This is a genomic window from Dietzia sp. JS16-p6b (assembly GCF_003052165.1).
In the GTDB taxonomy this organism is placed as follows: domain Bacteria; phylum Actinomycetota; class Actinomycetes; order Mycobacteriales; family Mycobacteriaceae; genus Dietzia.
The window spans coordinates 3472101-3497760 of the sequence record NZ_CP024869.1 but is presented as its reverse complement, the minus strand read 5'-3'; the positions used below and the strand labels follow the sequence as shown (position 1 = coordinate 3497760).

General features: G+C 71.5%; 24 protein-coding genes. 8 read left to right on the top strand and 16 right to left on the bottom strand.

Features of this window, described 5'->3' with window-relative positions; all coding sequences use genetic code 11:
• Positions 1 to 61: 61 nt before the first annotated feature.
• The 6 genes from CT688_RS16200 to CT688_RS16175 form a co-directional block, all read right to left on the bottom strand.
• Positions 62 to 1318, bottom strand: coding sequence for an RCC1 domain-containing protein (locus CT688_RS16200; RefSeq protein ID WP_107757733.1), 1257 nt, complete (start codon positions 1316 to 1318; stop codon positions 62 to 64).
• A gap of 178 nt (positions 1319 to 1496) precedes the next feature.
• On the bottom strand, positions 1497 to 2000 hold the full coding sequence (locus CT688_RS16195) for a carbonic anhydrase (protein WP_107757732.1): 504 nt from the start codon (positions 1998 to 2000) through the stop codon (positions 1497 to 1499).
• Positions 2001 to 2076: 76 nt separating this feature from the next.
• The gene (locus CT688_RS16190; protein ID WP_197431442.1) at positions 2077 to 3567 is read right to left on the bottom strand and encodes a PepSY domain-containing protein; all 1491 of its coding nucleotides are present in this window, start codon (positions 3565 to 3567) and stop codon (positions 2077 to 2079) included.
• A 135-nt stretch (positions 3568 to 3702) separates the two neighbouring features.
• Positions 3703 to 4374 (bottom strand): hypothetical protein, encoded by a 672-nt coding sequence (locus CT688_RS16185; protein ID WP_107757731.1) that lies wholly within the window; start codon positions 4372 to 4374, stop codon positions 3703 to 3705.
• A gap of 85 nt (positions 4375 to 4459) precedes the next feature.
• Positions 4460 to 4645, bottom strand: a complete 186-nt coding sequence (locus CT688_RS17880; RefSeq protein ID WP_231750403.1) for a hypothetical protein — start codon at positions 4643 to 4645, stop codon at positions 4460 to 4462.
• 193 nt (positions 4646 to 4838) lie between these two features.
• Positions 4839 to 5447 (bottom strand): GNAT family N-acetyltransferase, encoded by a 609-nt coding sequence (locus CT688_RS16175; protein ID WP_107757729.1) that lies wholly within the window; start codon positions 5445 to 5447, stop codon positions 4839 to 4841.
• An 81-nt stretch (positions 5448 to 5528) separates the two neighbouring features.
• Between CT688_RS16175 and CT688_RS16170 the strand changes: the two genes are divergently transcribed.
• Positions 5529 to 6188 carry a TetR/AcrR family transcriptional regulator gene (locus tag CT688_RS16170; protein WP_107757728.1) on the top strand — a complete coding sequence of 220 codons (660 nt, stop codon included), beginning with the start codon at positions 5529 to 5531 and terminating at the stop codon, positions 6186 to 6188.
• Here CT688_RS16170 and CT688_RS16165 read toward each other — a convergent pair.
• Positions 6185 to 6445 (bottom strand): hypothetical protein, encoded by a 261-nt coding sequence (locus CT688_RS16165; RefSeq protein WP_182612077.1) that lies wholly within the window; start codon positions 6443 to 6445, stop codon positions 6185 to 6187. The two genes, CT688_RS16170 and CT688_RS16165, sit on opposite strands and share 4 nt — an antisense overlap.
• A gap of 74 nt (positions 6446 to 6519) precedes the next feature.
• On the opposite strand from CT688_RS16165, the gene eat reads away from it, so the two are divergent.
• The 4 genes from eat (at position 6520) to CT688_RS16145 (ending at position 11708) form a co-directional block, all read left to right on the top strand.
• The gene (gene eat, locus CT688_RS16160) at positions 6520 to 7959 is read left to right on the top strand and encodes an ethanolamine permease (protein ID WP_107757727.1); all 1440 of its coding nucleotides are present in this window, start codon (positions 6520 to 6522) and stop codon (positions 7957 to 7959) included.
• 6 nt (positions 7960 to 7965) lie between these two features.
• The gene (locus CT688_RS16155; RefSeq protein WP_107757726.1) at positions 7966 to 9378 is read left to right on the top strand and encodes an ethanolamine ammonia-lyase subunit EutB; all 1413 of its coding nucleotides are present in this window, start codon (positions 7966 to 7968) and stop codon (positions 9376 to 9378) included.
• Positions 9375 to 10169 carry an ethanolamine ammonia-lyase subunit EutC gene (eutC, locus tag CT688_RS16150; protein ID WP_107757725.1) on the top strand — a complete coding sequence of 265 codons (795 nt, stop codon included), beginning with the start codon at positions 9375 to 9377 and terminating at the stop codon, positions 10167 to 10169. The genes CT688_RS16155 and eutC overlap by 4 nt, the downstream gene beginning before the upstream one ends.
• A 141-nt stretch (positions 10170 to 10310) precedes the next feature.
• Complete coding sequence (locus tag CT688_RS16145) at positions 10311 to 11708, top strand: lipase family protein (RefSeq protein WP_231750402.1); 1398 nt, start codon at positions 10311 to 10313, stop codon at positions 11706 to 11708.
• 31 nt (positions 11709 to 11739) lie between these two features.
• Here the strand turns inward: CT688_RS16145 and CT688_RS16140 are convergent, their stop codons facing one another.
• The 8 genes from CT688_RS16140 to CT688_RS16105 all read right to left on the bottom strand — a co-directional run bounded on the left by CT688_RS16140 (position 11740) and on the right by CT688_RS16105 (position 20456).
• Complete coding sequence (locus tag CT688_RS16140; protein WP_107757724.1) at positions 11740 to 13266, bottom strand: FAD-dependent oxidoreductase; 1527 nt, start codon at positions 13264 to 13266, stop codon at positions 11740 to 11742.
• On the bottom strand, positions 13266 to 14300 hold the full coding sequence (locus CT688_RS16135; protein ID WP_107757723.1) for a diiron oxygenase: 1035 nt from the start codon (positions 14298 to 14300) through the stop codon (positions 13266 to 13268). The genes CT688_RS16140 and CT688_RS16135 overlap by 1 nt, the downstream gene beginning before the upstream one ends.
• A 184-nt stretch (positions 14301 to 14484) precedes the next feature.
• The gene (locus CT688_RS16130; protein WP_228549438.1) at positions 14485 to 15150 is read right to left on the bottom strand and encodes a TetR/AcrR family transcriptional regulator; all 666 of its coding nucleotides are present in this window, start codon (positions 15148 to 15150) and stop codon (positions 14485 to 14487) included.
• Between the two features lie 76 nt (positions 15151 to 15226).
• Entirely contained in the window at positions 15227 to 16144 is a 918-nt protein-coding gene (locus CT688_RS16125) for an NAD(P)H-binding protein (protein ID WP_107757721.1), read from the bottom strand.
• On the bottom strand, positions 16141 to 16398 hold the full coding sequence (locus tag CT688_RS16120; protein ID WP_107757720.1) for an HPr family phosphocarrier protein: 258 nt from the start codon (positions 16396 to 16398) through the stop codon (positions 16141 to 16143). The genes CT688_RS16125 and CT688_RS16120 overlap by 4 nt, the downstream gene beginning before the upstream one ends.
• A 69-nt stretch (positions 16399 to 16467) precedes the next feature.
• Entirely contained in the window at positions 16468 to 18627 is a 2160-nt protein-coding gene (locus tag CT688_RS16115; protein ID WP_107757719.1) for a fructose-specific PTS transporter subunit EIIC, read from the bottom strand.
• Positions 18628 to 18699: 72 nt separating this feature from the next.
• Positions 18700 to 19680, bottom strand: a complete 981-nt coding sequence (locus tag CT688_RS16110; protein WP_107757718.1) for a 1-phosphofructokinase family hexose kinase — start codon at positions 19678 to 19680, stop codon at positions 18700 to 18702.
• Positions 19677 to 20456 (bottom strand): DeoR/GlpR family DNA-binding transcription regulator, encoded by a 780-nt coding sequence (locus CT688_RS16105; protein ID WP_107757717.1) that lies wholly within the window; start codon positions 20454 to 20456, stop codon positions 19677 to 19679. Before CT688_RS16105 ends, CT688_RS16110 begins: the two co-directional genes overlap by 4 nt.
• A 141-nt stretch (positions 20457 to 20597) precedes the next feature.
• Between CT688_RS16105 and CT688_RS16100 the strand changes: the two genes are divergently transcribed.
• Positions 20598 to 22316: a putative PEP-binding protein gene (locus tag CT688_RS16100; RefSeq protein WP_107757716.1), complete on the top strand. Its 1719-nt coding sequence runs from the start codon at positions 20598 to 20600 to the stop codon at positions 22314 to 22316.
• Between the two features lie 295 nt (positions 22317 to 22611).
• Here CT688_RS16100 and CT688_RS16095 read toward each other — a convergent pair whose 3' ends face one another.
• Positions 22612 to 24765 (bottom strand): bifunctional lysylphosphatidylglycerol flippase/synthetase MprF, encoded by a 2154-nt coding sequence (locus CT688_RS16095; RefSeq protein ID WP_107757715.1) that lies wholly within the window; start codon positions 24763 to 24765, stop codon positions 22612 to 22614.
• A gap of 162 nt (positions 24766 to 24927) precedes the next feature.
• On the opposite strand from CT688_RS16095, the gene CT688_RS16090 reads away from it, so the two are divergent.
• Complete coding sequence (locus tag CT688_RS16090) at positions 24928 to 25356, top strand: hypothetical protein (protein ID WP_156607300.1); 429 nt, start codon at positions 24928 to 24930, stop codon at positions 25354 to 25356.
• Positions 25353 to 25571, top strand: coding sequence for a hypothetical protein (locus CT688_RS16085; protein WP_107757713.1), 219 nt, complete (start codon positions 25353 to 25355; stop codon positions 25569 to 25571). Before CT688_RS16090 ends, CT688_RS16085 begins: the two co-directional genes overlap by 4 nt.
• Positions 25572 to 25660: the final 89 nt, after the last annotated feature.

The window sequence follows — 25660 nt, the reverse complement described above, 5'->3', positions numbered from 1 at the left end:
TATCAGGGTGAGGTACGACACACCAGAGGTGAGTCGGAACCGTGACCGGCCGGGCTCGTCCCTACCGGGGGAGCCCCATCACCTGGACGGGACCGGGGCGGTTCTCCGTCGTGCCGTCGCCCAACTGGCCGTAGTGGTTGAGGCCCCAGCAGCTGATGGAATCGTCATCCAGGATCGCGCAGGTGGACGAGCCCCACGAGCTGATCCCCGTCGCGCCGGCCAGGTCTTCTACGGGTACCGGGACGAGGCTGTCGTCAAAGGTGCCGTCGCCCAGGTTGCCGAGGAAGTTCGCACCCCAACACCGCGCCGAACCGTCGCGGAGGACCGCGCAGGAATGCGCGCCTCCCGCGCTCACTGCGACCACGTTCGACAGTCCGTCCACCGCCACGGGCACCACGCGGTCCGTGGTGGATCCGTCGCCGAGAGCGCCGTTGTAGTTCTGACCCCAACAGCGGGCACCGCCGTCCGTCAGAGCCGCACACGTGTGGTTGCTGCCCGCTGCGATCGAGGCCGCGTCATCGAGGCCGGCCACGGGCGTCGGAGTGAGCCTGTTGTCGGTGGTGCCGTCGCCCAACTGCCCCTCCCCGTTGCGGCCCCAGCATCGGGCGGTGCCGTCCTCGAGACGAGCGCACGAATGGAGGGGTCCGAGATCGATCGAGGACACGGTGCGCAGCCCCTCCACGGGGACCGGGCTCGTCCGGGTGTCGGTGGTGCCGTCCCCCAACTGTCCCAGGTTGTTCACGCCCCAGCACGCCACCGTCCGGTCGACCAGCAGAGCACAGGCGTGGGCGTTGCCGGTGCTGACGGCGATCGCACGCGAGAGCCCGTCAACGGGCACGGGGGTGTACCGATCGGTCCGCGTCCCGTCCCCCAGCTGTCCGAGGAAGTTGGAACCCCAGCACCGGACCTCCCCGGCACGGGTCACCGCGCAGGAGAAGTTGGCCCCCACGCTCACCGAGGTGACGTCCACGAGGTCGGCCACCTCCACGATGGTGCCGGGGGCGACGGTGGGTCCACCGCCCAGCGAGCCGTACGAGTTCCGGCCCCAGCACGCGACCGTGCCGAGAGTCGTGACGGCGCACGCGTGCTCGTCCCCCATACTCACCGAGAACGGGTTCGCGTCCTCGCCCGGGCTCCCGGCGCTGCCCGTGCTCCCGAGGCTGGCCGTGTCCGCCAGGCTCCCGAGGCTGCCCGTGTCCCGCGATGAGCCCTGGGCGTCGGCCGCTCCCGCGGCGAAGACCACCGCGGCGATGGCCAGACAGATCACGGCGACGACGACGCCCACTGCCTTCCCGAGGTGAATCCTGTGGTGAACCATGCTCGACCGCGCCCCTTCCGGCGTTGGCCCCGGGGGGGCAATTGGTGAGCAGGAACTTATCACCGTTGATTCCAGCAGCGCCACCCCGTGAGTACAGTGCCATCGCGCCACCGATGGTGATGAGACCGAGCTGTGCAGATCCTGCGCGTGCCCTGAGGGTGCGGGCGGCCCTCGGACCTCACTCCGGGCTGCGGGCGACCTCGCGCAGCTCGCCGGTCTCCACGTCGTAGACGAAGCCGCGGACCGCGGAGGCGTGCAGGAGGAACGGATCCGCCTCGACGCGTGCGAGCGACTGACGGACGTCCCCTTCCACGTCGCCGAACGCCTCCGGAGACCACCGCGGGCGCAGACCGGTGTCGGCCTGGATCTGGTCCTTGAAGTCGTCGTCTCTGAAGGTGAGCATGCCGCAGTCGGTGTGGTGGATCAGCACGATCTCCTCGGTCCCCAGGAGCCGCTGGCTGATCGTGAGCGACCGCAGGACGTCGTCGGTGACCACGCCTCCGGCGTTGCGGATCACGTGCGCGTCACCCTCGGACAGACCCAACAGTCCGTACGGATTGAGGCGGGCGTCCATGCACGCCACCACGGCGGTCTTGCGGCCGGGCGGCATGGGCAGGCCGCCCTTGTCGAAATCGGACGCATAGGCCCTGGCGGCCTCGAGTAGCTCGTCGGTGACTGTCATGGCCGCAATCTAGACCCGCGAGTCGCCCCGTGACCAGACTTTCGCTCGCCACGGGGCGAATCGGCGTCGGCGTGGGTCAGCCCCGTGCCCGCCGTGCGGCGAGCCCCGCCAGCGAATCCAGGACGAGGAACGCCGCCAGCGAGATCCCCAGGAGCGGGACGGCCCATCCGGCGACCGCGATCACGGCCGCCCCGATCAGGACCGCCAGTGGGCGGCGGCGCAGAAGTTCGAGTGCCGCGCCCCGCACGGGGGGCCGGGCCAGACCGCGGGTGCGGGTGGGTCGCCGCGTCCACCACAGGGAGTACCCCCGGAGAGTGACGACGACGACCGCCGCCGCGACGGCCGCCAACAGCAGTTGATTGGCCACCCCGAACAGGAACCCCATGTGGAGCCGGATGCCCCAGTCGGTGAGTTTGGCGGCGACGGGGTAGCTGGAGAACGGGATGGACTGCACCACCCCGCCCGTCGCGGGATCGATGCTCACCGCGTCGGGCCCGGGCGTCCAGGACCGCCGGGCCTCCTGGACCCGCCAGGGGTCACCCTCGGCGGCGGGCGGGACCAGCTGGACGGGTTCCGTCAGACCCGCTGAGCGGGCGCCGGCCAGTGCGATCTGCGCTCCCTCCGGGGTCCAGGCGGCGGCGTCCTCGGAACCGAAACCATGGGAAGCGCCATGGGAACCGTGATGCGCGTGTCCGTTCGCGGACGCGGCGACAGGGGTTATGGCGTCGGAGGTCTCAGGAGAGTGGGCCGACAGCGTCGGCGTGGTCCAGTCCAGGGCGGAGCGGAGGTCGGAGACGCGCTGCCCGGCGTAGGCCGACCAGGTCAGACCGGTCGCCGACAGCACGAGCATGCCCACCAGTGCCCAGGTGCCCAGCACGGCGTGGCGGGAGCGTAGGCGCGCCCGCCCCTCCAGGCCGGGGGCCGACCTGAACGGAGAGGTGTCGGCCCGGCGGGTACGGCCCCACCACAGGTACAACCCCGCCAGGGCGAGTGGGGCGAGCCAGCTGGCGGCCAGCTCGGAGTAGAGGCGCCCGACCTCGCCGAGGTGCAGACTGCGGTGCAGGCCGGACAGCCAGGTGCGCAGAGGGAGCGCCTGGCCGGACCCGTACTGGACGGTGTCCCCGCGGACGGCACCGTCGGAGGGGTCGACGAAGACCACGCGGGAGTGCGATTCCGACGGTAGTGAGTCATCCGTGAACAACACCCTGGTCGTCGACCCGTCGCTCCCGGGCACGATCCTCGAGACCGCGAGATCGGGATGAACCGCGCGTGCGGTGGTGATCTGGTCGGTCAGTGCGACGTTCTGCGCCGAGGAGGCGGCGGTCAACTGATCGGCGTAGACCGCCTTCTCGAGCGTCGGCGCCAGCGCGTAGAAGAAGCCCGACACCGCGGCGATGAGCAGGAACGGGCCGACCAGCAGGCCGACGTAGAAGTGGAGGCGGAGCATGAGTTGCCTCAGTGGGCCACCGACGCGCGGGTCGCGCGGTCCGGCGGTGGGCAGGTCGGCGGTGGGGGAGGCGGCAGTGGGCGGGTCGGGTTCGCGTGGGTGGTCGGTCGTGGTGGTCATGGGTTGGGTACTCCTGATCCACGGCCCCGTGCTGCCGGTGCGCTCGCGCGCGACCGCGGGGGCCGTTCGAGATGAGAGAAGGACGCACACCGGCGTGGCCCCGGGGCGCCGGCCCCGGGGGGAGGGTGTGTGGGATCAGGCGGAAAGCGGTGGCCCGCGTAGCGAGCGCCCGGTCAGACGCCCGACCGGCGCCGGGGCGTCCTGCCGGGCGGAGGCGGGGGTTCCCGCCCACGGGGTCGCGGGTGCGACGAGGTCACGGCCCAGCAGGATGAGCCGGGCCGCCACCCTGCGCACTCCCTCGGCGGCGGCCACCAGCACCGCCGGCAGCGCCGCGCCGACGATGTGGGCGAGAAGCATGAGCGGGTCCAGGTGGGCCGGATGGGCCAGTGATTCGGCGGTGCCGGCCCAGCCGGATGTGGGAGACAGGAGCGGGACTCCGTGGCCGTGGAGAAGCTCGTGCCCCGACCCGTGCGCGGGAGGGCCCGCCGCGAGGTGCGCAGACGCGGACGAGTGGTGGCCCGTGATCCCGGGGCGTCCGGTGGCGGGCGGGAGCGTCACGGGCGACAGGGCGAGGTGGCCCACGCCCTGGCCGAGGAGCCCGGCCAGCGCCAGCCCCGGCGCGCCACTCCCGGCCCGGCTCCGGGCGAGCGCGGCGACGGGGAGGAGGCACAGGGCCACGACGGACCATCCGCCGGGACCGGGCACACCGCCTCCCCCGGCCGTGTGCGCGACGGTGGCGGTGAGCGCGGATGCCAGCACCACGACAGCCGCGCGCCACTGCGCGATCGGGTCGCGGTACCTGGTCACGGTGTAGAAGCTACTCCCACCCCTCCGGCGCTCCCGGCGTCGGTGGGGTGGACGGTCAGTGCGCGCGGGGGTGGAGCTCGGTGGCTCAGACGGGGGGCCCGTCCGGGTGGTCGCGGCGCCCGGTGACCGAGAAGCCGTGCCGTTCGTACAGTGTGACGTTCCGCAGGTCCGAGGTCTCCAGGCGCCCGATCCGGTCGCCGCGCAGGGCCACGATCTGTTCGACCGCTGTCACGTCGGGGTCCGGGGCATCCGGTGGCAGGAGCGCGATCACGCCGTCGAGGTCCCCGGTGACAGCGACGAACCCGTGTCGGTGGGCGTGCGCGGGACAGAGCTCCTGCAGGGCGAGCAGGCGCTCGCCGTACCCCTCCTCGGGGATGACGTGGCGGGTCCAGGGGTAGTGCTCGAACGCCCGGACGAGGATCTCCGCGGCCGTCGCGAGATCGTCCGGACCGGCCAGGCTGGGGTCACGCTTCGCCGCCGCCCGCCGGGCGGATCATCGTCGTGGACTCCTGCCCGGGCCCGGTGGGGACGGTGCCCACGGGGCGGAAGCCGAACCGTTCGTACAGACGGCGACTGCCCGAGGTGGTGGCCTCGAGGAACACCGGATACGGCCCGCCCCGGTCGATGAGGTCCAGGCGGTGGCGCAGGAGCGCCGATCCGATCCCCTTCCCGCGGGCCCGGGGACCGGCGGCGATGTCATGGAAGTACCAGTGCGGTTCCGACGGCCTGTGGGCCTCGACCGCGCGGGTATGGGCCCGTCCGCGGCGGGCGGTGGGTGAGACCATGTAGCGCAGGGCCGCCGCGATGCGGCCGACCCACCCGGAGAACCGGCCCGCATCGCGGTGGGGCGGCTCCCAGAGCAACGCGCCCAGTACCTCTGCGCCGTCAACGGCCACATCGACCCGGTCAGGGTGTCGACTGACGTGACGGCGGTAGTGCGCGGTCAGGCGTGCGGACCGTGAGGTCGCGTCAGGGTAGAACTGCGCCCACGCGGGGTCGTCACGGAACGCCTCCCCGAGCATCTCCCCGGTCGCCGGTGCGTCGGCAGGCCTCGCCGTCCTGATCTCCACCATGGTGCCCTCCTTCTGGTCATCAGTATTCTACGATGTAGAAATGGCGGCGTGGGCCCGGTGGCCCGAAAGTGGGGGGATCCGATGGTCGAGCGACACTCCGGACGTGGGCCGAGGGGACTGTCCCCCGAGCGGATCGTCAATGCGGCCGTCGGTCTGCTCGAGGAGGGCGGGCAGGAGTCCTTCAGTCTGCGCGGTGTGGCCCGAGCGGCGGGGTGCGACGCGATGTCGGTGGCCTATCACTTCGGGTCCAAGGAGGGGCTGACCAGGGCCATGGCGTCATGGCTGGACGCCCGGGTGCGGCCCGCCGCGCCCGGGGAGCACTGGCGGTCGACACTGCTCCACCTGGCCGAGCAGTACCGCGCGCTGGCCAGGTCGTATCCCCGGACGTTCCCGTTGCTCCAGCGGTTCACCCACACCGGGTCGGCCGACTACGCCACCACCGAGGTCGTGCACGCGGCGATGGCGGGTGCCGGGATCCCCCGGCCGCAGGTGGTGACCGTGACGGTGGGTTGGTTCGCGATGGTGCTCGGGCTGGCCACGGCCGAGGCGCTGGGGATGATGGCTCCCGTGGACTCCGCCACCGCGGTGGAGATCGAGGCGCTTCCCGCCGAGGACTACCCGCTCACCACGGCGCTCCTGGCGGACTATCGCGGGATCGACCCCGGTGTCGTCTTCGGCACCGCCGTCGATCTGATGCACGACGGGATCGAGCGGCTGGCCGGCGGGGCTCGAGGCGACTAGCGCGAGTGGTGCTGCGCGAGTTCGTCGACGGTCTTGTCCGACGTCTCGGAGATGATGTCGAGAATCTGCTGATAGTGCGCGGAATCCGCGCTCACGAGCGACACGTGGTCCTCGCCGTCCGCCAGGACGAGGGCCCCGATACCGCTGCGCTGCGTCACGGCGTCGATGTACCGGATGGAGTTCTCCGGGGAGACCATCGTGTCGGCGGTGCCGACCGCCGTAACAGGGTCGTCACATCGCGTCGACGCGGTGCTCACACCGCGGACCTACGGTGAGCCGGTTCGCGCCCGCCGCGCGACATCCGTCGATACCGCTTCGAGAGAGGCCGCGCATGTCCATCGCAGACACCCACAGTAGCCACCATGACGGAACGCGATCTCACCTCGAGAGCGGTGACTACCTGGCCAGGCGCCAGTTGAAAAAGGGCACCGCCGGGTGGGTGCTGCTCGCGGGTCTCGGCGTCAGCTACGTGATCTCGGGCGACTACTCGGGGTGGAACTTCGGCCTGGAACAGGGCGGCTTCGGTGGCCTGCTCATCGCCGCGGTGATCATCGCCGGCATGTACCTGGCCATGGTGCTCGGCATGGCCGAGATGTCCTCGGCGCTCCCGGCCGCGGGCGGTGGCTACACCTTCGCGCGGCGCGCCCTGGGGCCGTGGGGAGGGTTCGCCACCGGGACCGCCATCCTCATCGAGTACGCCATCGCGCCCGCCGCCATAGCGACGTTCATCGGCGCGTACGTCGAATCCCTTGAGTTGTTCGGCATCACCGACGGGTGGTGGGTCTACCTCGCGGTGTACGCGGTGTTCATCGGCATCCACCTCGCCGGAGTCGGTGAGGCCCTCAAGGTCATGTTCGTCATCACCGCCATTGCTCTGGTCGGCCTCGTCGTCTTCGCCGTGGCGGCCGCGGGCCAGTTCGAGGCGTCGAACCTCACCAACATCGCTCCCACCGACGCCGCCGGTGCCTCGGACTTCCTGCCGTTCGGATTCCTCGGCATCTGGGCCGCCGTGCCGTTCGCGATCTGGTTCTTCCTCGCCATCGAGGGTGTGCCGCTGGCCGCCGAGGAGGCCAAGGATCCGGCCCGCAACGTTCCCCGCGGCATCATCGCGGGGATGGGGGTTCTGCTCGTCACCGCGACCACCGTCCTGGTCCTGGCCACCGGTGCCGGCGGCGCGGATGCCATCCAGTCCTCCGGAAACCCACTTGTCGAGGCGCTCGGCGACGGGTCGGCCGCGAAGCTGGTCAACTACATCGGGCTCGCCGGTCTCGTCGCCAGCTTCTTCTCCATCATCTACGCCTACTCCCGTCAGTTGTTCGCCCTCTCCCGGGCCGGCTACCTGCCCAGGGCGCTGTCCGTCACCAATTCGCGCAGGGCGCCGACCCTGGCCCTCGTCGTCCCGGGAGTACTCGGGTTCCTGCTCTCCCTCACCGGCCAGGGCGACATGCTCCTCAACATGGCGGTGTTCGGTGCTGCGCTCAGCTACGTCCTGATGATGGTCAGTCACATCGTGCTGCGCCGAAGGGAGCCGGACATGGAGCGCCCCTACCGGACCCCTGGCGGCGTCGTGACCACAGGGTTCGCCCTTGTCGTGGCCGCGTTGGCCGTGGTGGCCACGTTCCTCGTCAACAGCACGGCCGCGCTCTGCTGCCTGGTGGTGTTCGGTGCGTTCATGCTGTACTTCGGTATCCACAGTCGCCACCACCTCGTCGCCAACTCCCCGGACGAGGAGTTCGCCGCACTGGCCCGAGCGGAAGCAGAACTCGAATGAGCCCCGATGAGTAAGTACACCCAGCAGGTCTCGGGAACGACCTTTCGGTTCGACGGCCTCGTGGACCTGATGGCCAAGGCGTCTGCGCGGAGATCGGGTGACGAGTTGGCCGGGTGCGCGGCGTCGTCCGACGCCGAACGCGCCGCCGCGCAGTGGGCGCTCGCCGAGGTCCCGCTCGAGACCTTCCTCGAGGACCTGCTCGTGCCGTACGAGACCGATGAGGTCACCCGTCTCATCGTCGACTCGCATGATCGCGCCGCGTTCGCACCGGTGGCCCACCTCACCGTGGGTGGCCTACGCGACTGGCTCCTCGAGGTCTCGGCCTCTGCCGGGGCGGCCGCGACGCTGGCCTCCGTGGCGGCGGGGCTGACCCCGGAGATGGTGGCGGCGGTGAGCAAGCTGATGCGCAACCAGGACCTGATCGCCGTGGCCCGCGCGGTCCGGGTGACCTCGGCGTTCCGGACCACCGTGGGCCTGCCGGGCACCCTGGCGACGCGCCTGCAGCCCAATCATCCGACCGACGACCCGAGGGGCATCGCCGCGGCCACCCTCGACGGTCTGCTCCTGGGCTCCGGCGACGCGGTGATCGGCGTCAATCCGGCGACGGACTCCCCGCACGCCACCTCGGACCTGCTGCATCTGCTCGACGAGATACGCCAGCGCTTCGAGATCCCCGCGCAGTCCTGCGTCCTGTCACACGTCACCACGACGATGGAACTCATCGAACAGGGGGCGCCGGTGGATCTGGTCTTCCAGTCCGTCGCCGGCACGGAGGGCGCCAATTCAGGCTTCGGGGTGGACCTCGCGCTGCTGCGCGAGGCCAATGAGGCGGGCCGCTCGCTGCACCGCGGGACCGTGGGCGACAACGTGATGTACCTGGAGACCGGGCAGGGCTCGGCGTTGAGCGCGGGCGCACACCTGGGGACGGGAGGCCGGCCCGTGGACCAGCAGACCCTCGAGGCCAGGGCCTACGCGGTGTGCCGTGACCTCGATCCGCTGCTGGTCAACACGGTCGTGGGGTTCATCGGTCCCGAGTATCTCTACGACGGCAAACAGATCATCCGCGCAGGGCTCGAGGACCACTTCTGCGGCAAGCTCCTCGGTCTGCCGATGGGTGTGGACGTCTGCTACACCAATCACGCCGAGGCCGACCAGGACGACATGGACAGCCTGCTCACACTGCTCGGTGCGGCGGGCGCCGCCTTCGTCATCGCGGTGCCCGGCGCCGATGACGTGATGTTGGGATACCAGAGCCTGAGCTTCCACGACGTGTTGTATGTCAGGCAGGTGCTGGGGCTGACCCCGGCCCCCGAGTTCGCGGAATGGCTCGACCGTCTGGGCATGGTCGACGCGCGGGGACGGATTCTGGACATCGACGCCACCGGGTCTCCGCTCCGCGCCCTGACGGGGACGAGATGAGCGGGATCGAGCCCTCCTTCTGGGACGAACTGCGCCGCAGTACCCGGGCACGTATCGGGCTGGGCCGCACCGGAGACTCGCTCCCCACCCGCCGGGTTCTGGAGTTCCGGTCCGCCCACGCCGCCGCGCGGGACGCCGTGCACATGCCGCTGGATGTCGGGGCGCTGGCCGCGCAGGTGCGGGAGATCGGTATCGGGGAGCCGGCCGTGGTCACCTCGCGGGCCTCCTCGCGTGGGGAATACCTGCGACGGCCGGATCTGGGCAGGGTGCCGCGGGATGTGTCCTCGATCCCCGAGGGGGAGTTCGACGTGGGCTTCGTCCTGGCCGACGGCCTGTCCCCACGTGCGCTGATGGACCACGGCGCCGGGCTCCTCGGCGCGATGGTGTCCGAGCTGGCCGAGCTGTACTCTCTCGCCCCGCCGGTGATCGCGACCGAGGCCCGGGTGGCACTGGGCGATCATCTCGCCCGCGCCATGGGCGCCCGCACGATCGCGGTGATCATCGGCGAGCGGCCAGGATTGTCGGTCGCCGACAGTCTGGGGATCTACCTGACCCACCTTCCCTCGCCGGGAACCCCCGACTCCGGGCGCAACTGCATCTCCAACATCCACCCGCCTGACGGGTTGGACTACGCCCGATCCGCGCACATCGTCGCGCGGCTCATCGCGGGGGCCCGGGAACTCGGCGCGTCCGGGGTGGCGCTGAAGGACACCTCGCGGGCGGCCGGGGTGGAGGCCGGGGACACGCTGACGGTCGAGGGCGAGGCATCAGACACTCGGACACCGGAGTGAGGTCCACACCGGACAGGCGCCCCGCTCTCTCAGCTCGTACCTATTCTTTGCCTATCTAAGGAGGAGGGCCACCACAGCCCGCTCTCAGGATTCTAGACTCCCGACCCGTAAGTGATCCGCATCACACCTTACGGGGGTCCCGTGTCACCACGTCGAACAGCACTACGCGCATCAGCGCTCGCCACCGCCTTCCTCGTCGCCGTCGGAACGCTCGCCGCCCCGGCGACGTCCGCGCAGGGTTCGAGCGACATCGGCTCGAGCGGGACCGGCTCGAGCGGGACCGGCTCGAGCGGGACGGGGTCGAGCAACGACCCCGCCGCCGCCTTCTACGAGCCGCCCGCCGTACTCCCGCCGAACAACGGTGACCTGATCAGGTCCGAGTACTTCCGACTGGCCGTGTCGCTGCCCTCCGTGCGAGGGATCATCGGTGCGGGCGATACCAGGGACTGGCCGGCCGACGGCTACCGCATCATGTACCGCTCCGTCGGGTCGAAGGGTCAGCCCATCGCCGTGACCGGTACCTATCTGAAGCCGGCCGCGCGATGGAACGGCGGGGGCAGCCGGCCCCTGGCGGTGCTGGCGCCGGGCACCATGGGGCAGGGCGACAACTGTGCGCCGTCCAAGTCCTTCCAGACGCTCGCCACCGTGAAGGACAACCCGCCCAGCGCCGGGATCGGGTACGAGTACATCCAGGCCTACGCCCTGGTGGCGCGGGGCTACGCCGTCGTCGTACCCGACTACGAGGGCCTCGGCACCCCCGGGATCCATTCCTACGTGCATCGCGAGTCCTCCGGTCGCGCGGTGCTCGACGCGGCGCGCGCCGCCGCCACGATCCCCGCGGCAGACACCGGGCCGAACCCCCGTACGGTGTTCACCGGTTACTCCCAGGGCGGGGCGGCGGTCGCCGCCGCCGCCGAGATGCATCCGCAGTATGCGCCGGAGGTCAACCTGCTCGGCACCGCGGCGGGGTCGCCGCCGGCGGATCTGGTGGCCACCCTCGACCAGATCGACGGCACCGCGATCGCCGGTGCGATCGGGTACGCGCTCAACAGTCTCGCCGACGCCTATCCCGAGGTGCAGCAGCGTCTCGACGTGCACCTCAACACCGCAGGCCAACAGATGCTGCGCACGGTCGCCGACCAGTGCCTCGTGGACACCGTCCTGCAGTACGGGCTCCGCAACACCTCGGAGTTCACCAAGACCGGTCGCCCGGCCATCGAGATCGTCCGCGAGGACCCGATCGCCCTGCACTACACGGAGCTACAGCGCATCGGTCTGGTCCGGCCCACGACACCGGTCCGGGTGCTGGCGGTGACCAACGACGATGTCGTGCCCGGTCCGCAATCGCTCCAGCTCGGCCGCGACTGGTGCGAACGGGGCGCCACCGTCCAGATGGACGTGGACGAGACGCCGCCGCTGCTGCCGGGGATGATCCTCAATCACGTCGGCCCGATGATCACGCAGGTCAACAGCACCGTGCAGTACCTCGCCGATCGGATCGCCGGGCAGCCCGCACCGAGCAACTGCGGGACGTACTAGGCCCGGGACCGGTGGGCGGGCCCGCGTGCTCCTAGGCGGACGTCCTCACCGGGCCCGACGGGGTGACCGGCCGCGGGAGACGGCCCGCGTTCGCGTCGGCGAGCAGCGCGTCGACCGTCTCCCGCGCACAGGTCTTGTTGGACCCGATGAAGCCGCGCGGTCCACGCTTGATCCAGCCGACCACATAGGAGCCGGGAACCTCGGACCCACCGGGGCGGTCGAGGACGCGGCCGCCCCGGTGGGGGATCGTCCCGGTGGCCGGGTCGAACGGCACGCCGGGCACGGGCACCCCGCGGTACCCCACCGACCGCAGGACCAGCCCCGCGTCCAGCACCTCCTCCGTTCCCGGGCGGGGAACCGCGCGCACGTCGCCGTCCCGGGTCGTCAACCCGGTCTCCGCGATCCGCAGTCCCTCGACCCGGTCCCCGCCGAGGACCTCCACGGGCACGGACTGGAAGCGCAGGACGATCCGCGGGCTCCCCGGGCGGGGCGGGCGGGAGGCGACGTCCGCGAGGCACTCCAGCATGAGGGACCTCTGGCGGTCGGTCGCCGCACGGGGGTCGATCCCGCCCGGGGCCTCCACGCGGAGGTCGATGTCGTCCCGCGAGGCCAGCCCGACCAGTTCGGGGAGCGTGAACGCGGCCTGCGCGGGCCCGCGCCGGCCCAGTACCACGATCTCGCGCACGCGGCTGCTGCGCAGTGCCTCCAGGGCCACGGGGGAGATGTCGCTCCCGGCGAGGGCCTCCGCGGGAGTGGCGAGGATCCTGGCGACGTCCAGGGCGACGTTGCCGTTACCCACGATGACCGCCCGCTCGTGGTCGAGCGGGACGCGCGCGTCGACGTGGTCGGGGTGGCCGTTGTACCAGCTCACCACCTGCGTCGCGGACATGCTCCCGGGGAGTCCGGTCCCCGGGATGTCGAGGGGGCGGTCGGTACTGGCCCCGGTCGCGTACACCACGGCGTCGTGGTGCGCGGCGAGGTCGCCGACGCCGAGGTCCCGGCCGATCTCCACGCCCAGGCGGTAGGTGAACCCGGACTGGTTCTCGATGAGGGTGAACAGATCGGTGACCGACCGGGTCCGGGCGTGGTCGGGGGCCACGCCGTGGCGGGCCAGTCCGTGAGGCACCGGCAGGCGGTCGAACACGGTCACCTCGACGCCCGATTGCCTGAGTAGTTCATCCGCGGTGTAGAGAGCGGCCGGTCCGGCTCCGACGATCGCCACCCGGAGCGGGTGCCCGGCACGTCCCCGGTCGCGCTCCAGACGGCGGATCGGGGGGACCGGTGCCTGCGGCGGATACGGTCGTGAGGGTGTGCTCAACACGGCGTTGAGGTCGAGGAAGACCTGCTCACCCGGCGTGAGACGGTCGTCGGGGACGATCGCGCCGACCGGACAGGCGCCGACGCACGCCCCGCAGTCCACGCAGACGTCCGGGTCGATGTACAGCATCTCCGCGGTGGCGAAGTCCGGTTCGTCCGGAGTCGGGTGGATGCAGTTGACGGGGCAGGCGTGCACGCAGGACGCGTCGGCGCAGCAGGCCTGGGTGACGACGTGGGGCATCAGGCGTGGGTGGCGTACGTGACTGGGGGTTCGCTGCGGTAGCGGGAGGCGCGGCCGTCGATCTTCAGGGCCCGCCAGACCCGCCGCGCGAGGGGGTTCATCAGACCGGACTGCTCGGCGAGCATGCGGACGTCGGAGAAGAGGTCGGACAGGAACTCACGGGACTTCGGACTGTTCCAGTAGAGCTCGTCGATGACCTCGCGGGGGACGCCGAACTCCTCGCGGAACTCCTTGGTCGGCTTGAGGATGGCGTCGCACAGCACCCGCATGATCACGGGGAACGCCAGGGAGATCGCGAAGGCCTGGCCGCGCGTCAACCGGGGCGCGTAGCGGGCGACGTAGGTGTGGGCGAAGGAGATGTGCCGGGCCTCCTCCGCCACGTGGATCTCCATGATCCGGCTCAGCACGGGCGGGAGTTCGTCCGCGCCACGCAGGATCTGCTTCTGGGTGTGGTCGATGGGCTCCTCGCCGGCGAGGACGCCGATGAAGAAGCCCACGGGGGTGAGGGAGGCGAACCAGGGGATGACCGGCGAGACCCTGCGCAGCCAGCGGGGAAGGCCGGGGACGTCGGCGCCGATGATGTTCACGCCCTGCTGGAACATCTGGGTGTGGTGACACTCCTCGGTCGCCTCGTGGGTGAGGTACCGGAACTCTGCCGATCCGTTGTCAAGGGTGGCGATGTACTGCATGATCCCGCGGATCAGGAGGTTCTCGAACTGCAGGCCGACCTTCATGATGTTGGCCTGGCGCCACATGCCGATCTCGATCCGCGTCTCCACGGGTAGGGACTGGTACCAGGGGTGGGCGCCCAGGGGGTCGACCGCCGCGGGGAGGATCCAGCGTTCGTCGGAGCGGTCCACCCGGAAGTCGGGGTGGTCCCAGGGGACGTCGACGAACGCGTCGAAGTGGCGTCGCACCGACGCCTCGGACAGGCGGAGCAGAGTGGCGTCGTACTCCTCGCGCGAACTGGTCGGGGTCGGGGCCGACGGCTGCGTCCGGATCGAGGGGGCTGGGGTGGGGGTGGGTGCGGGCATGACGATCCCTTTCGTCTTCCGACCACTCGGGCCGGAGAGAGCCTCGGCGTACAGAGGAGGAAGTACAGAGTGACATTTGAGGTCTCTTTGTAACTGAGGCTAGGCAGCGGTGCCCCTCGTGTCAACGCCCGCACGCCACCGTCCTGCTCAGAGCCCTCCCCGGCCCTCTCGCGCCCTGATTCGCTCAGGACCCGTCGGTAGGCCCCCTTCGCCCGCGGAGTTGCGGGCCCAGGTGCCTGCGGGCGAAGTCGCGCGCCACGTCGGGGTCGTCCAGATCGATCGTGGTGGACGGGGTGAGGACGAACGAGATCACCAGTCGGACGGCCACCTCGGCCGCCACCAGGAGTTCCTCGTGGGACCGCGAGTCGTCGAGACTGGAGGCCATCTCCGAGGCGAGGAACTCGGCACTGTTACTGACCAGGGGCTCACCCCGCACTGTCAGGTAGGGGACGGCGACCTCGGGCTCGCTCTCCAGGAGTCGGTTGAGCAGGCCGTGGGCGCGCAGGGTCTCGACCGTGTAGAGGAATCCCTCGGTCAGCTTGGACTCCACGTCGTCGTAGCGGTCGATCTCCTGCTTCAGCCCGGCCAGGATGCGGCCGGTCTCGCGCAGCAGGACGGCGTTGATCAGTTCCTGCTTGTTGGCGAACCGGCGGTAGAGGGTCATCCGGGACAGGCCCGACCGCTGCGTGATGTCCCCCATCGTGGACCGGGTCACGCCGAAGGTCTCGAACTGTCGGACGGCTGCGTCGAGGAGCTTCTCGCCGATGTCGTCCGTCGTGCTGCTCGGCCCGTGGCGGTCCAGAGCTGCGCGGATGAAGGTCGCGGCGGTGAACGGGAGATTCGGGGGCATCGCTCGATTGTCCCCCAGACCCGGCGCTCGCGCGGAGGTGTGGCGTGACCGGTGGGGTCGGAACCGGATCGTGATGTCAGTCGCGGAGCGCCCGGCGGATGGCGTCGTCGATGCCTGTCCGCTCCCACCCGGCGGGAAACAGATCCGCGGTCTGGTCGGCGGTCACCATATCGTGGCGGAGGCTCTCGACCAACGCGCCGACGGTCGCGGGATCCGAGTCGACGACGGGGGACAGCCCCGCGGCGACCAGATCCCATGGCACCCCGAACACCGGGACGCGGAGGGTGGGCAGGCCCGCGACCCGCGAGAACCTGCGCAGCAGCGCGGGGTAGGTGAGGACCTCGCCGCATCCGAGGTCCCCGTGGCCGGAACGCGGAGCCCCCTCCAGCGCGTGACACAGGGCCTCGAGGACGTCGCGCTCGGCGATCGGCTCGACCCGGCTGCCGCGCATCCACCGGGGCACTGGTTGGACCGGCAACCGATCGCACAGTGTGCGCAGCATTTCGAAGCTCACCGAGCCGGCACCGAGGACGATGCCGGCCCGGAGGGTGAACACCGGCGTGGGTCCGTCCGAGAGCAGCTGTTCGACCTCGAGCCGGGAGGACATGTGTCGGGACAGCGTGTCGCCCGGGCCGGCTGACGGTGCGAGCCCGGAGACGTAGACGCAGCGACCGACGCCGGCCGCGGCCATCGACTCGCGCATCGCGGTGGCGCCCGCCGCGTCCTCGGACCGGAAACCCGGCCCGTGCCCCATACGGTGGACCAGGTAGACGACCGAGTCCACGCCGTCCAGGGCGGCGGGCAGGCAGTCCGGGTCGAGGACGTCGCAGTGGACCGTCTCCTCGCGGCCGCCCCGGTCGTGGGACGTCCGCTCGTGGGGCCCCGCCCGCCGGGGATCGGTGACACCGGCCCGGACGTGGTGCCCCCGGGCCAGCAGTTCGGGTACCAGGCGCGATCCCAGGTACCCACCCGATCCCACGACGAGCACGGTCATCCCGCGTCGAGATCCTGTTCGATGAGGGCGGCGATCTCGGCCACCGCGGCGGCGTCGTCCCCGCTCACCGTGACCTCGGCCCCCTTCTCGGCTCCGAGCGCCATGATGAGCATCGCCGAGGCGGCGTCGGCCTCCTCACCGTCGAACGCGATCTCGATGTCCGTGTCGTACTTCTCGGCGGCCTCGGCGATGATCCCCGCGGGGCGGGCGTGCAGCCCCTCGGCGGATCCCACGATGACGGTGGTGGTGGGCATGGTGTCTCCTCGTGACTGGTGGAGTGGCGGGCCGGCGGACCGACCCGCCGGAGAGCGGTCGGGTGGGGATCAGGCGGCGACGGCGACGGGCGCCGGTGCCGCGACAGTAGCGGGATCTCGACGGGCGCTCTTGGCCAGGACCACGGCTGTGGTCGAGACCAGCATGCCCGCGAGGATGGCCACCAGGTAACCCCAGACCGGGTTGATGGCGAACACCACGAACAGACCGCCGTGCGGTGCGTACGACTCCACCGAGAATGCCATGATCAGCGCTCCGGTGACGGCACCGCCGGCCATCATCGAGGGGATCACGCGGATGGGGTCGGCGGCGGCGAACGGGATGGCACCCTCGGTGATGAAGCTGGCGCCCAGCAGGAACGCGGCCCGGCCGTTCTCCTGCTCGACCTCGGTGAACAGGCGCTTGCGGACGACCGTCGCCAGGCCCATGGCCAGCGGCGGCACCATGCCGGCGGCCATGACCGCGGCCATGATGCGCAGCGAGGCCGGGTTGTCGGCGACCAGTCCGGCGGTGGCGAAGGTGTAGGCGGCCTTGTTGACCGGTCCGCCGAGGTCGAAGCACATCATGAGGCCCAGGATGACGCCGAGCAGGATCACCGAGGTGCCGCTCATCCCGCCCAGCCACGACTCCATGGCGGAGGTCAACGAGGCCAGCGGACGGCCGAGCAGCAGGAACATCAGCAGGCCGATCGCGAGCGATCCGAGCAGCGGGATCAGCACCACCGGCATGAGGCCGGACAGCCAGCGCGGGGTCTTCCACGTGGTCATCCACCGCACCAGGTAGCCGGCGAGGATGCCCGTGACGAGTGCACCGATGAACCCGGCGCCGAGGGTGGCCGACAGCGCACCGCCCACGAAGCCCGGCGCGATGCCCGGGCGGTCGGCGAGCCCGTAGGCGATGTACCCGGACAGGACCGCGATCATGAAGCCCATCGCGGCCTGGCCTATCGCGAAGAGCACGGCGCCGATGTACAACCTCAGCCCGGCGTGGGTGAGCATCTCGGCCCCGGCGGTCCCGGCGGAGACGATCTCACCGTCGAGGTACCAGACCTGGCCGGGCAGGTCGGCCAGCGTGAACCCGGTGGCCACCTCCTGCCAGACAAAGGCCACGTCGTATCCGGCGAACAGGAACCCCAGCGCCAGCAGGAGACCGCCCGCAGCGACGAACGGGATCATGTACGACACACCGGTCATCACCGCGCGCTGCAGGCCACGGGCCCAGTGTTCGTCCGACCCGGACCCGCCGGAGCTCGAGTCCCCACCCGATCCGGACGAGGCCGGGACGCGCTTGGCGTCGGGGTCGCCCGCGGCGGCGAGCGCCTCGTCGAGCACCCGCGCGGGGGAGTCGATCGCCTTCTTCACCCCGTACTCGACGACGGGCTTGCCCGCGAACCGGCCGCGGTCGCGCACGCCGACGTCGGTGGCGAAGATGACGGCGTCGGCGGCCTCGATCACCGCGGGGTCCAGCGGGGTGGACCCGGCCGAGCCCTGCGTCTCCACCTGCATCTGCACGCCCCGCCTGGCAGCCTCCTGGTCGAGGGAGTCGGCGGCCATGTAGGTGTGGGCGATGCCGGTCGGGCAGGCTGTCACCGCGACGAGGCGGACGGGCTGCCCGCCGCCCGCGCCCGACCCGCTCACCGTGGCGGTGGTGGCCGCGGCGGACGAGGATGCCGTGGGCGATGGCGATGCCGCGGACGACGACGCCGCGGTGGACGACGCCGCGGTGGACGAGGACGTGGACGACGCCGCGTCCTGCGCCGGGGCGAGCACCCCCTGGATCACCGAGACCGCGTCCTCGGGGGTGGCGGCCGCGCGGAGCGCGTCCACGAACTCCGAGCGCACCAGGTTGCGGGCGAGGGTGGCCAGGATCTTCAGGTGCTCCTTGCCGCCGCCGGCCGGGGCACCGATCATCAGCACCAGGTCGGCGGGGCCGTCCTTGGCGCCGAAGTCGACCGGAGGGTCGAGGCGGGCGAATCCCAGACTGGGCTCGGCCACGGCCTCGGACTTGCAGTGCGGGATGGCGATCCCGCCCTTCATCCCGGTGGCCGCCTTGCCCTCGCGGGCCATCAGGTCGGACACCAGCGCGTCGAGGTCGTCCGCGCGGCCCGCGTCGACGAGCGCCCCGGCCAGCGCCCGGATCACATCGTCCTTGCTGCTGCCGAGATCGGCGTCGAGCCGCACCGCGGCGGTCTCGATGATCGGGTGGCTCATGGCCTTCCTCCGTGTTTTCTCATGAATCTTCTGCTCGGGGGTGTGTCGATGGGGTCGAAGGTGCGGTCGGGGTCAGTCGAGTCGGCGGACGGTCGCCCGGAACGTGTCCGGGTCCAGCCCGAGGGGGAGGCCGGTGCCGGGGAGGGACGCGGCCACGCTGCCGTGGGACACGGCCCATGCCAGCCGCTCCTCCGGAGGGAGCCCGCGGGCGTCGGCCAGGAGATATCCGGCGAGCGCGGAGTCGCCGGCCCCGACCGTGGATCGGACGCGCACGGGCGGGGTGGACGCGAACCACGCCTCACCGTCGCCGTCGCCGCCCTCGCCGTCGTCGACCAGCACCGCTCCGGCGCCGCCCAGGGTGACCAGCACGGTTCCCACGCCCGCGGCGCGCAGCGTCCGGGCGGTCTCCACGACCGGTGCCAGGTCCCCGTCCGCGGCGCGGCGTTCGAGTTCCACGCCGTCCACCCCGGCGAGTTGGCCCAACTCCTCGCCGTTGGGTTTGACGAGGTCCGGGGCGGCAGAGGGGAACCGGGCGGCGAGGGCGGCGAGCGGCGCGTCGGAGGTGTCGACGGCGAGGCGTGCCCCCGTTCCGCGTAGTTCGGCGACCAGGTCGGCGTAGAAGCCGGCGGACACGCCGCCCGGCAGCGATCCGCTCAGGACGACCCAGGTGGCCTGCGCCGCGAGTGCGGCGACGTCCGACCGGACCCGGTCGAGCATCGCCGGGGTGGCGACGGGACCCGGTGCGTTGATCTTGGTGGTGGTCCCGTCCGGGTCGGTGAGGGTGAGGTTGACCCGCACCGGTCCGTCGGCGGGGACCACGGCCGCGGGCACGCCCGCCGCAGCGCACATGTCGACGAACGGGTCGTGGGCGGGGGCGGGGAAGACCGCCGTGGCCTCGGTCCCGCCCGCGGCCAGCACCCGGGCCACGTTGATCCCCTTGCCTCCGGGCGAGTCGTGGGAGTCGGCGATGCGGTTGACCCCACCGATGGTCAGCGCTGTGGCGAGCACCGCCGAGCGGTCCACCGACGGGTTCATGGTGAGGGTGACGATCACGGCAGGACGACCTCGATCCCACGGTCGTGGAGGGCGCCGGCGAGTGCGCCGGTGGGCGGGGAGTCCGTCACCAGGACGTCGATCCGGTCGAGGTCCGCGAAGGAGATGAGGAACTCGTGGCCGAACTTGCTGGAGTCCGCGAGCACCGCAACCCGGCGGGCCGCGTCGCACATGGCGCTCTTGACGGCCGCCTCGTCGGGATCCTGCGTGGTCAGCCCCCGATCGACGGTGAGTCCGTTGGTGCCGAGGAAGGCGATGTCCACCCGGATGGCGTCCAGGGCCCGCAGGACCGTCGCGCCCACGCACGCGCCGGTGAGGCCGCGGACGGAGCCGCCGAGCAGGTGGAGCGGGGTGGCGCCGGAGCGGTGGAGCGCGTCCGCGACGGGCACCGAGTTGGTGATGAGCGACAGCCCGTTCCCCTCGGCGAGCGGCTCCGCCAGGGACTCGGCCAGACAGGCGGTCGTGGACCCGGCGTCCAGCAGCACGCTGCCGCCCGGGGCCGGCAGCAGCGCGAGAGCGGCGCGGGCGATCGCGGACTTGGCGGTCACGTTCTCGGTGCGGCGGGCTGCCAGCGTCTGCTCGACCCGTCCGCCCGGGACGGCGGGGACGGCTCCACCATGGGTGCGCTCGAGGACCCCCTCGGTCTCGAGGAGGGACAGGTCCCGGCGGATGGTCTCGGGGCTGACGTCCAGGCCGGAGGCGAGGTCGGCCACGGTGACGCGGCCGGACGCCTGCAGTACCTCCGCGATGTGTCGTCGCCGTTCGCTGCCGTACATCGGGGGCCCCGACCTTTCTTCTGATGACCGAATGTGTTGGATTCTGCCCGATACGGTTGGAAAGTCAAGCGGAATTAGTTATTCTCGTCACAATTCACACAGCACCACCGGGCCAGGAGCCCGATCCGTTAAGGAGCACCCATGTCGCTGGACACGCAGACCGGGCCGAGCATCCGAGGAACCGGCGTCGTGGCCGGCCTCGCCTACGGGGTCGCCCGGTGGGTGGGGCGCGCCGAGCAGGCCGCCGCGGTGGATCCGGACGGCGCCGCGCCCGGGGTTCCTCCGGCGGAGGAGCAACTCGAGGCGGACCGGGAGCGCTTCGTTGCCGCTGCCACCACGGTGGCGGGGCGGCTGGACCAGCGGGCCGCGCTGGCCACCGGGGTCAGCGCCGAGGTGCTGGCCGCGAACGCCGTGCTCGCGCGGGACCGGGGGTGGGCCAAGGCCGTGGTCAAGGAACTGAAGAAGGGCCTGGGCGTCGAGGCGGCCACGATAGCGGCCACGGAGACGTTCGTCGCCATGTTCACCAAGGTCGGCGGACGTCAGGCCGAGCGCGTCACCGATCTGCGCGACATCTGTGCCCGCGTGGTGGCCGAGCTCCGGGGGTTGCCCGAACCGGGGATCCCCGAGTTCGACGAGCCGGGCGTCCTGTTGGCGGACGACCTCGCCCCCGCCGACACCGCCGGCCTCGACCCGGCCATGGTCCTGGGGATCGTCATCGAACACGGAGGCCCCACCTCCCACACCGCGATCATCGCGCGCCAGCTCGGCATCCCCTGCGTGGTCGCGGCGGCCGGTCTCACGGAGGTGGCCGACGGGTCCCGGGTCCTCGTCGACGGCGGCGCCGGGACGGTGACCGTCGATCCCGACGAGGCCGCAGCGCAGGACGCCGCCGCGACGGACCGGCGCTTCCGGGACGTGGCCGCCGGATGGACCGGCCCCGCCGTCCTGGCCGACGGCCACGAGGTGAGCCTGTTCGCCAACGTGCAGGACGCCGCCGGCGCCGAGGCCGCGGCGGCGGGTCCGGCCGGGGGGATCGGACTGTTCCGCACCGAACTGGCCTTCCTCGATCGTCCCACCGAGCCCTCGGTCGACGAGCAGGCCGAGATGTACGCCCGCGTCCTCGGGGCGTTCCCCACCGCGAAGGTGGTCACCCGCACCCTGGACGCCGGATCGGACAAGCCGTTGGCGTTCGCCGGGATGACCGAGGAGGACAACCCCGCCCTCGGAGTGCGCGGGATCAGGGTCGACCTGATCGACCGGGGTCTGCTCGACCGGCAGCTCGACGCTCTGGCGGAGGCCGGCCGGCGGGTCGGCGGCGCCCACTCGTCGCCGCGGGTGATGGCGCCCATGATCTCCACGGTCGACGAGGCACGCGACTTCGCCGAGCGCTGCCGGACGCGCGGACTGACCCCCGGGATCATGGTGGAGGTGCCCGCCGTGGCCGTGGCGGTGGACCGCTTCCTGCCCTACGTGGACTTCCTGTCGATCGGGACCAACGATCTCACCCAGTACGTGATGGCCGCGGACCGGATGTCCTCCGGCCTGGCCGCACTCACCGACCCGTGGCAACCCTCCGTGCTCCGTCTCATCCGGTCGGTGGCCCGGGCCGCGGCCACGGCACCGGGCGGGAGGAGCGTCCCGGTCGGCGTGTGTGGCGAGGCGGCGGCGGATCCGCAGCTCGCCTGCGTGCTGTTGGGACTGGGCGTCAGCTCGCTCTCGGTGGCCACCGCGGCGTTGCCGTTCGTCGGCGCCGCGCTGGGCGAGGTGACGCTCGAGAGGTGCCGTGAGTTGGCGGAGCTGGCGCTGGACTGCGACACCGCGCGCGAGGCCCGGGCCGCCGTCATGGCGGCCAGCGCCTGAGCCGCCTCCGCGCCCCCGGCTCACCCTCAGCCGCCCCCCGCGATGAACTCTCGCGTGCGCCACGGCTCGCGCGAGAGTTCATCGCAGGGGGCGTCGGTGCGCGGCATGTGCAGGCGCGGGAGCGGATGCCTCTGCTGGGGTGGATGCCTCTGCGGGAGCGGATGCCGTCGTTGGGGTGGATGCCTCTGCGGGAGCGGATGCCTTTGCTGGGGTTTGCAGGCGCGGGAGCGGATGCCTCTGCGGGAGCGGATGCCGGTGACCGAGCGCGGGCGCCTCTGATGGAGGGGAGGGCGCCTCAGGCGTCGATGGTCTCGGATTTCCCGGATCTGGCCAGCGCGGCGAGCTGGCGGGTCGTCGCCCCCGGCAGGTACGCCCGGCCGATCGACACGCCGATTCGCGGCAGATCGGCCTCGTCGCGGAAGCACAGGAACACGGGCTCGATGCGCGGGTTGAACTTGGCCTTGAACTGGTGGAGCGAGCGGAACCCGTAGTACGGCTCGAGGGCCTGGCCGAGCAGGTCGAGGCCGCGGTCGAGGGTGGCCACCTCGTCGTCGTCGCCACTGCGCGCCAACGGAGCCCCGGACAACGAGACGAAATCAGCCCCCTCGTCCTTGAACTCCAGCGCCGAGCGGGCTATGAGGAACTCGATCATGTTGTTCGCGCCGGGACCGTTGCGCTTACGCATCACGTCCAGGGTCCACCCGCGGACGCCGCCCTCGGTGCCACCCCGGTAGACGGGAAGCCACGACAGCGCCGCCTGAACGACCCCGTCGGAATCCACCGCCAGGGCGATGCGCACGTCGTCATCGAGCGCCTCGTCGACCGTGCCCAGGGTGAAGCCCATCTCGGGGAGCTCCTTGTCCCCCACCCACTGCTCGGAGATCTCGCGCACCTGCCCCAGGATCGCGGACGGCTGCTCCCGCAACAGCCCGGAGACGAAACTCGTCCCGTTCTTCTGCGCCTTGTTCATGGCGCTCCGGATCTTCTGCCACTTCTTTCCGCCGAACGCCAGGTCGGGCAGGTCCATGATGGTGTCCTCGGCGATCTGGAGCGCCCGCCACCCGCGCTCCCTCATGGTCTCGGCGGTCTCGGCCGACACCGAGAAGAGGCACGGCACCGCGGCCTGCGACTCGGCGAACTCCACGAACTCGGTGAGCAGACGACCGCGATCCCCGGGCGCGGCGACGGGATCCGCCAGCGCGATCGCCGTCCCCACGTGGAGGCGGTACCCCACGACGCCCCCGGCTCCGAAGAAGTAGTTCATCGGCTGCCACGTGATCATCCAGGACATGGTGCTGCCGCCGTGCTGACGGATCAGCGCGCGGACGCGGTCGACCACGTCCTCCGAATGGACCGAGGACCCGGTGACCCGGCGCCGGATCCGGACCCCGAACGCCCCCCGGCCGGCCACGAGCAGCACGGCCTCGCCCGCCCACAACAGTCCGGTGCCCGCAGTGACGGCGCCGAGGCTCTCGAAGTCCGCGGCCACGACCAACACCGTGACGACGAGCGTGGCCACCGCGGTGAGCACGGCGTAGGCGAGAGCGACCATCCACGCCGCCCGGAAGCCGCGGCGCAGCAGTTCGGCGGTCACCGCGGCGACCAGGACCGACACGAGCATGCCGGCCAGGCTGACGTCGTCGGCCTCGGTCGGGCCCAGGGGGCCGTCCGCGGGGACGAAGTACACCACCACGTGCACCGCGGCGATGAACCACATCCCGGCCGAGACGACCAACCTCGTCTCGCGCCGGGTCCGTGGCCTCAGGCCCCGCTCGGTGAGTGAGAAGAACCGTTCACCCACGAACAGGAACACCGCGAACGCGATGAGGTGCGTGAGGTCCGCCAGACGGCCGAGGAACAGGAACGACACGATCACGTAGCCGTAGAGCAGCGCCCGCGCCCGCAGCCGCCACGGGGACACCAGCGTGGCGGTGGTGGCGGCCAGAACGGCGATCACGGCCGTCGAGCACCCCACGTCGAGCACTACGGACAACTCGGCGGCCCACTCCCACCCCACCGCGTTCCCGGGGACGAGCACGGCGACCGCCCCGAGGACGCCGATCAGCTGACCGCCGATCGCGACCAGCGCTGTCCGGGCGGACCCCAACCGCCACTCGCCGACACCGAACCCCGCCGCCACCAGCACGAGAAGCGACGCGTGCTGGAGAGGGGTCATCCCGAACCACGGGCCGGCGAACACGGTCCACCACCGACCGCCCTCGAGCGCGGGGACGCCATACGCCACGCCTTCGAACCACGAGGCGTCGGGGGCGGCGCGCCACAGGGTCTCGAACACCACCCCGGTCACGAGGAGGGCGGCCAGCACGATCGCTGTGACCGGGAGGCGGCGGGCGGCGCGCCAGACGGCACCGGCCGCGGCGGCGAGCGGGGACGGTTCCGCGGGTACGTCGGGGTCGTCCGTGCTCTCGGTGATCTGGTCGGTGCTCATGGTGCTCCCGTGGGCGGCGCGCGTGACGGAACCAGCGCGTGACGGAACCGGCGGGGGCCACCCGTCGTGACCCCGTGTGTGAACGGGATTAAGTATGCGCTCACCTTCCCTCGTGTGGGCGCGAACACCGGTGCTCCCGGGGGTCTTGTTACCCTCGCGGACATGATCGGCGCCGGGCCCACAGCGCACGGAGCGCGGAGGTCGGCGCGCGATCGCGTGCTGGTGCTGGTCGGCTTCGCGGTGTACGGAGCCCTCGCCGCGCTGGGCGACCCGATGACGTGGCCCGTGCGCGTGGCCGTGGCCGGCGGGGTCCTCATCGTGATCGTCCTCGCGGTGCGGCGTGGGTGGCACAGGCCCGGATCCCCCGGTGACCGGGGCGACCTCTCCAAGGCCGAACCCGTGCCGATCATCGTGTGGGTAGTGCTCCTCGCGGTCGTCGCGGTGATCCAACTGGGGCATTTCTTCGCCGAACCGCGCTCGATCTACCCGACGCTCAGTTCGTTGTTCGAGCAGCCCCTGTCCTTCTACCCGGTTCGTGCCGCGGCCTTCGCCGTGTGGGCGTGGCTGGGATGGGCCCTGGTGACGCGGTGACGTTCCTCCCCGCGGACCGCTCCGCCAACCTCGTCATCTGGGCGGTGGTCTGGTCACTCGTACTCCTCTGGGTGGTCGTGACCGCGCGCTCCTCCGTGCTTCCGAACCTCCTCGACCTCGTCCGGTTCGTCCGCCGTTTCTGGCTGCTCCGGTGGGCCCTGCTGGCCTTCTGGATCTGGCTGGGGTGGCACCTGTTCGTGCGGACCACCGCGTGAGTGCGCGCGGGTGCTCTGGAGGGTGACCGGGCGGGAACCGTAACGTAGGCGGTGAACTCGGTTGATGGCCTGCGGTGTCGGCGCGCCGG